5 protein-coding genes and 1 pseudogene are annotated in these 7,207 nt (G+C 62.1%); 4 read left to right on the top strand and 2 right to left on the bottom strand.

Features of this window, described 5'->3' with window-relative positions; all coding sequences use genetic code 11:
• A pseudogene (locus tag Q0X85_RS13085) lies at window positions 1–334 on the bottom strand (hypothetical protein); the annotation flags it as partial.
• A 65-nt stretch (window positions 335–399) separates the two neighbouring features.
• Entirely contained in the window at window positions 400–1,032 is a 633-nt protein-coding gene (gene upp / locus Q0X85_RS13080) for a uracil phosphoribosyltransferase (protein WP_297772506.1), read from the bottom strand.
• Window positions 1,033–1,272: 240 nt separating this feature from the next.
• On the opposite strand from upp, the gene Q0X85_RS13075 reads away from it, so the two are divergent.
• From Q0X85_RS13075 to Q0X85_RS13060, 4 genes are all read left to right on the top strand, one after another.
• Entirely contained in the window at window positions 1,273–3,552 is a 2,280-nt protein-coding gene (locus Q0X85_RS13075; RefSeq protein WP_297772505.1) for an NADP-dependent malic enzyme, read from the top strand.
• A 215-nt stretch (window positions 3,553–3,767) separates the two neighbouring features.
• Window positions 3,768–5,657, top strand: a complete 1,890-nt coding sequence (gene prpE / locus Q0X85_RS13070; RefSeq protein WP_297772504.1) for a propionate-CoA ligase PrpE — start codon at window positions 3,768–3,770, stop codon at window positions 5,655–5,657.
• Window positions 5,658–5,961: 304 nt separating this feature from the next.
• A complete protein-coding gene (locus Q0X85_RS13065) occupies window positions 5,962–6,621 on the top strand; it encodes a Crp/Fnr family transcriptional regulator (protein ID WP_297772503.1) in 660 nt (219 codons plus the stop codon).
• Complete coding sequence (locus Q0X85_RS13060) at window positions 6,618–7,160, top strand: CIA30 family protein (RefSeq protein ID WP_297772502.1); 543 nt, start codon at window positions 6,618–6,620, stop codon at window positions 7,158–7,160. Before Q0X85_RS13065 ends, Q0X85_RS13060 begins: the two co-directional genes overlap by 4 nt.
• Window positions 7,161–7,207: the final 47 nt, after the last annotated feature.

Raw genomic sequence — 7,207 nt, 5'->3', positions numbered from 1 at the left:
CCGCCGTCGCGCGCGGCGCAGGCTCTTGGGTCCGGGCGGGCGCAGTGGCAGTCTGCGCCGCCGGGGCCTCTGCCTGCGCAGTTCGGGTCGTCGTCGGCTTGAATCCGCAAAGCTGTTCGCGGCTGCGTGTCACGCGTGGCACCCAGGTGATATTTCCGGCCACGCCTGCGCGCACAAAGACGCAGCCCGCGCTATCCACATACTGTCGCCCTTGATAGGAGGCAGGCGGAAATTCGGCCGGGACAGAGGTGGCAGCCCTGTTCTGAGCGGACAGATCTGACGCGCCGAACAGGGCCGTGGCGCAGAAGATCATGGAAAATCTAGAAAGTTTCATTTTGCCCCCAGGTTCAATTGAGAGCAGATTGCCTTATTTTGGCGATCTAGTAAACAGTAATTGGCTTATTTAGTGCCGAACATCCGATCGCCCGCATCACCTAGTCCGGGCAGGATATATCCCTTTTCATTCAGACGATCATCGAGCGCGGCGGTGACCACCGGAACGTCGGGATGGGCCTCTTGCATGCGCGCCACACCTTCGGGGGCGGCCAGCAGGCACAAAAAGCGGATATCGCGCGCGCCGGCCTCCTTGAGCATCGTCACCGCCGCCGCCGAGGAGTTGCCGGTTGCGAGCATCGGGTCGACCACGATGGAGAGCCGTCCACCAAGCTGATCGGGCACCTTGAAATAGTATTTGACGGGCTGCAGCGTCGCTTCGTCCCGGTAAAGCCCGACAAAACCAACACGGGCCGATGGGATCAGTTCCAGCATGCCGTCCAAAAGACCGTTGCCCGCCCGCAGGATCGAAATGAGCGCCAGCTTGCGGCCTGCGAGCACGGGGGCGTCCATTTCCATCAGCGGGGTGTCAATGCTCTGCGTGGTCATCGGCAGCGTGCGGGTGACCTCATAGGCCAGCAACTGGCTGATTTCGCGCAGCAGCTGTCGAAACACGGCGGTCGACGTCTCGGTTTTCCGCATGATCGTCAGCTTGTGTTGGACGAGCGGGTGATCGACGATGGTGAGATGCTGGGTCATGGCGGGCCTCTTGCGCTGCGGTGTTGAATGTCATTCCAGAAAACGCAGGCGAGAGCAACGCCGCGATGTGCATCGGAACAGGGAAAGGCAAGTGCGAAACAGGATTGCGTGGTTTTGCCCGCCCGTGCAAGCTGTGCTCGGAAATGGACTTGGACTTGAAAAATGGCGGGGGCGTGTTATGAGCGTGCCAAAAGGGTAGTTTAACATTAAACTACTTTTGCCTGCAGGGAGATGAGGAACATGACAGACAGCCACAAGGAAGCCACCCGTCAGGCGGCGCTCGATTATCACGCGCTGCCCCGCCCCGGTAAGCTGGAGATCCGCGCGACCAAACCGATGGCCAATGGCCGCGATCTGGCGCGCGCCTACAGTCCCGGCGTGGCCGAGGCCTGTCTGGAAATCAAGGCCAATCCAGCGGATGCGAGCCGCTATACCTCGCGCGGCAATCTGGTGGCGGTGGTCACCAATGGCACGGCGGTGCTTGGCCTTGGAAATATCGGTGCGCTTGCGTCCAAGCCGGTGATGGAAGGCAAGGCGGTGCTGTTCAAGAAATTCGCCAATATCGACTGTTTCGACATCGAGGTGAACGAGAGCGACCCAGAAAAACTGGCCGAGATCGTGTGCGCGCTTGAGCCGACATTCGGAGCGGTCAATCTCGAAGACATCAAGGCGCCCGATTGTTTCATCGTTGAACGGATTTGCCGCGAGCGCATGAACATCCCCGTCTTTCATGACGATCAGCACGGCACGGCCATCGTCGTGGGGGCCGCGGCCACCAATGCGCTGCATGTGGCCGACAAGCGGTTTGACGAGATCAAGGTCGTCTCGACCGGCGGCGGGGCGGCGGGCATCGCCTGCCTCAACATGCTGTTGAAGCTCGGGGTCAAGCGCGAAAACGTCTGGCTGTGCGACGTTCATGGCCTAGTATACGAGGGCCGCGAGGTGGACATGAACCCCGAGAAAGCCGCCTTTGCACAGCCCACAGACCTGCGCACGCTCGACGAGGTGATCGGCGGCGCCGATCTCTTTCTCGGATTGTCGGGGCCGAATATCCTTCAGCCCGAGATGGTGCGCGACATGGCCGCGCGGCCGATCGTCTTTGCCCTCGCCAATCCCGGACCCGAGATCATGCCCGATCTGGCGCGCGAGGCAGTGCCGGATGCGATCATCGCCACGGGGCGGTCTGATTTTCCAAATCAGGTCAACAACGTGCTGTGTTTTCCCTTCATCTTTCGCGGGGCGCTGGATGTGGGCGCGACCGAGATCAATGATGTGATGCAGGTGGCCTGTGTACAGGGCATCGCCGAGTTGGCCCGCGCCTCGACAAGTGCAGAGGCGGCGGCGGCCTATCAGGGCGAACAAATGACCTTTGGCCCCGATTACCTGATCCCCAAGCCGTTCGATCCGCGCCTGTCGGGCATCGTGTCCTCGTCGGTGGCGCGTGCCGCGATGGAGAGCGGCGTGGCCACCCGGCCGATCGAGGATCTGGAGACCTACAAGACCAATCTCGACGCGAGCGTCTTCAAATCCGCGCTGCTCATGCGCCCGGTGTTTCAGGCGGCGTCGACCGCGTCGCGGCGGATCGTGTTTGCCGAGGGCGAGGACGAGCGCGTGCTGCGCGCGGCGCAGGCGATCCTCGAAGAGACCACCGAACAGCCCATCCTCATCGGTCGCCCCGAGGTCATCGCGCGGCGCTGCGAGCGCGCCGGGCTGTCGATCCGGCCGGAGCGGGATTTCAACATCGTCAATCCGCAGAATGATCCGCGCTACCGCGATTATTGGGAGACATATCACGGCATCATGGCGCGCAAGGGCGGCACGCCCGATCTGGCGCGCGCGATCATGCGCACCAACACCACGGCGATCGGCGCGGTGATGGTGCATCGCAACGAAGCGGACAGCCTGATTTGCGGCACGTTCGGCGAGTTTCGCTGGCATCTCAACTATGTCTGTCAGGTCTTGCAGGACGGCGGGCATCATCCGCACGGCGCGTTGAGCATGATGATTCTCGAAGATGGCCCGCTCTTTATCGCCGATACGCATGTCCGTGTGACCCCAAGCCCGGCGCAGTTGGCAGAGACCGCAATCGGCGCGGCGCGGCATGTACGGCGGTTCGGGATCGCGCCCAAGGTGGCGCTGTGCTCGCAATCGCAATTCGGCAATCAGCATGATGACGGGGCGGAGCGCCTGCGCGCTGCGATTGACATCCTCGATTCCGAACCGCGTGACTTCAGCTATGAAGGCGAGATGAATATCGACGCCGCGCTCGACTCTGATCTGCGCGCACGGCTCTTGCCTGCCAATCGGTTGGTGGGCGCGGCAAATGTGCTGGTCTTTGCCTATGCCGATGCGGCGTCGGGGGTGCGCAACATCCTCAAGATGAAGGCCGGCGGGCTCGAAGTCGGGCCGATCCTGATGGGGATGGGCAACCGTGCGCATATCGTGACGCCGTCGATCACGGCACGGGGTTTGTTGAACATGGCCGCGGTCGCCGGCACGCCGGTGGCGCATTACGGATAGATTCGCAGGTTAGCACGAAATGGGTTTGCAGTTTTGCAAATCCTCGTCCAACTGAGTGAAAGTCGCATATCTTGGGTGGCTTTGCAAAAATTTGCAGGCCAAATCGGATGTTTTCTGCAAAACTTCTGCGGCCATCTGTCCCGTGGCTGTGCATGATGCTTGCCCGAAGCCGGGCTGATCCGTAACACATTCTAAACGGATCGGAGGAGGATACGATGGGATACAAAGACGTTTACGAGCATTCGCTCGCGGACCCGGAAGCCTTTTGGATGGAGGCGGCCGAGGCCATCGATTGGGTCAAAAAGCCCAGCAAGGCGCTCTTTGATGACGCGGCTCCTCTCTACGAGTGGTACAAGGACGCGCAGGTCAATACCTGCTGGAACGCGGTCGACCGGCATGTCGTATCAGGGCGCGGCGATCAGGCGGCGATCATCCATGACAGCCCGGTGACGCATACCAAGCACGAGATCACCTTTGCCGAATTGCAGACCCGTGTCGCAAGCCTCGCGGGGGCGCTGCGTGCCAAGGGCGTGGAAAAGGGCGACCGCGTCATCATCTACATGCCGATGGTGCCCGAGGCGCTCGAGGCGATGCTGGCCTGCGCCCGGCTGGGCGCGGTGCATTCCGTTGTGTTCGGCGGGTTCGCCGCGCATGAATTGGCCGTGCGGATCGACGATTGCACGCCCAAGGCGATCATCGCCGCGTCTTGCGGGATCGAGCCGGGGCGCGTCGTCCATTACAAGCCGCTTCTCGACGGGGCGATCGAGCAATCGACCCACAAGCCTGATTTCTGTGTGATTTTCCAGCGCGAGCAAGAGGTCGCGCAGCTGACCGAGGGCCGCGATTTTGATTGGCATGCGTTCCAGTACGGCGTGGAGCCCGCCGACTGCGTGCCGGTCTCCGGTGATCATCCGGCCTACATTCTCTACACGTCCGGCACCACCGGTGCGCCCAAGGGGGTTGTGCGTGCGACGGCGGGCCATCTGGTCGCGCTCAACTGGTCGATGAAGAACATCTATGATGTGAACCCCGGCGAGGTGTTCTGGGCCGCGTCCGATGTCGGCTGGGTCGTGGGGCACAGCTATATCTGCTACGGGCCGCTCATTCATGGCAACACCACCATCGTATTCGAGGGCAAGCCGGTGGGCACGCCCGATGCGGGCACGTTCTGGCGGGTCATCTCCGAGCATAACGTGCGCAGCTTTTTCACGGCGCCCACCGCCTTTCGGGCGATCAAGCGTGACGATCCCGAGGGCAAGCTGATCCGCGATTACGATATCTCCTGCCTGCGGGCGCTGTACCTCGCGGGCGAGCGGGCTGACCCCGATACCATCGAATGGGCGCAGAAAATCATGGGCGTCCCGGTCTATGATCATTGGTGGCAGACCGAGACAGGCTGGGCGATCGCGGGCAACCCGGCGGGCCTTGAGGCGCTGCCGGTCAAGATCGGCTCGCCTACGGTGGCGATGCCGGGTTATGATGTTCAGATCCTTGACGAGGGCGGACACGAGGTGCCACCGGGCACATTGGGCGCGATTGCTGTAAAGCTGCCTCTGCCGCCCGGCACGCTGCCGGTGCTGTGGGATGCCGAGGCGCGCTATGTGAAATCCTATCTCACCACCTATCCGGGCTATTACGAGACCGGGGATGCGGGGATGAAAGACGATGATGGCTATCTGTGGATCATGGCGCGGACCGATGACGTGATCAACGTGGCCGGGCACCGCTTGAGCACAGGCGCCATGGAAGAGGTGCTGGCCGGACATCCGGATGTCGCGGAATGTGCCGTCATCGGCATAAGCGACGCGCTCAAGGGGCAGGCGCCGGTCGGCTTTGTCTGTCTGACCAAAGGGGTCAATCGCCCCCACGAGGAGATCGCACGCGAATGCGTGAGCCGCGTGCGCGATCAGATCGGGCCGGTGGCCGCCTTCAAGCTAGCCGTTGTCGTCGACCGGCTGCCCAAGACACGGTCGGGCAAGATCCTGCGCGGGATCATGGTCAAGATCGCCGACGGTCAGGACTACAAGATGCCCGCCACAATCGACGATCCGGCGATCCTGGATGAAATCCGCACCGCGTTGCAGGGGATCGGTCTGGCGAAATAGGGCCCGAAAAATGAAGGGGCCCCGATAATGTCGGAGCCCCCATCCCCCAGAAGGGACATCTGGGAAAAAGCTGTCTGGCGCGACGCACTCACTACGCCGGGCCAGACAGCAAGAACCGACCGAAAAATACCTGCCAGGAAGGGCAGGCGGCACTTAGTCGGTGTGCCTCGCCACAAAGGGTAAGGGCTTGCGATACGAAAAGGGCTTGGGACACCCCACACACGAGACACCCTTACTTATTGCAGTTTGCTGGTGGCGGCGCTGTGATACATCTCACAAAGTTGGAAATAAAGGAGTCATGGGCATGACCTTGGATCTCGGACCCGGTCTGTCGGGCTTGCTTGAGCGGCACGGTCGCAAGGTCGAGTACGCGCGCGGGCAGGTGATCTATTCAACCGGCGCCGAGGACAACACGATGATGCTCATCACCAAGGGCCGTGTCGAAATCAGCCGCAGCTCTGCCGATGGGCGCCGCTCTATTCTCACGCATCTGGGGCCGGGCGACGTGCTGGGCGAGCTGGCGGCGCTCGATGGTGGGCCGCGCAGCGCCGATGCGGTGGCAGCGACGGTGGTGCAGGGCCGTTTTCTGGCGCGCGAGCAGGCCCTGCGGCTCTTGCGAGAGGATCCGGATGCCGCGCTCGACGTGATCGGCCTGCTGTGCCAGCGTCTGCGCGAGACGTCGGGCATGTACACGGCGCATATGCTGGCAGACGGCCGGGCACGGCTGGCGCGGCTCTTGCTGCATTTGTCGAAGAAATGGGGCGAGGTCCTGCCCTGTGGCAAATTACAGCTTGCAGAGCGGTTTTCCCAATCGGATCTTGGCGATCTGGTTGGCTTGTCCCGCGAGAGCGTCAACCGGCAGATCCGTGAATGGGAACAGGCCGGGCTGATCGAGCGGCAAAAGCAGGGTATCGTGCTTTGCGACCTCAAGGCGATGGAACGTGCGGCGGAGGGCGCGGAATGAGACAGGCGCTTGTCCTGATACTTTGGCTGATCTCCGGGCCCGCGATGACGCAGGAGGGCGGCATGTCAAACTTTTCACCTCCACCGCTTGAGACCTGGCGCTATATCAGCGACCAGGTGATGGGCGGCGTGTCCGAAGGCCAGGCCGAGATATCCGGGCCGGAGGGCGCGCGCTACCTTCGCCTGACCGGGGATGTCAGCACCGAGAACCGAGGTGGTTTCATTCAGGTCAGGGGCGAGCTGGAGCGGCCCTTGCCCGAGGACGCACAAGGCGTGATTGTGCGCTTGCGCGGCAATGGTGAGGGCTATTTCATCCATTTGCGCACACGCGGCACCGTCTTGCCCTGGCAATATTATCAGGCATCGGTGCCAAGCGGGCCGGAGTGGCAAGAACTGCGGGTGCCGTTCACCGCGTTTCGCCCGTCTGGTGCGTTGCTGCGCGACATACCGCGCGCCAGGGACATAAAGAGCCTTGCCGCGGTCGCCTATGGCCGGGATCACACCGCGGATCTCTCATTTCTGTGGATTGGCGTGTATTAGTCGTGATTTGTAAAATATAGATCTTTATTTGTGGGCAAGGCGTCGCA

The sequence above is a fragment of the uncultured Roseovarius sp. genome, from assembly GCF_947259555.1.
GTDB lineage: Bacteria > Pseudomonadota > Alphaproteobacteria > Rhodobacterales > Rhodobacteraceae > Roseovarius.
Note: the sequence above shows the minus strand (reverse complement) of the source record. Positions and strands in the feature narration are given on the sequence as shown.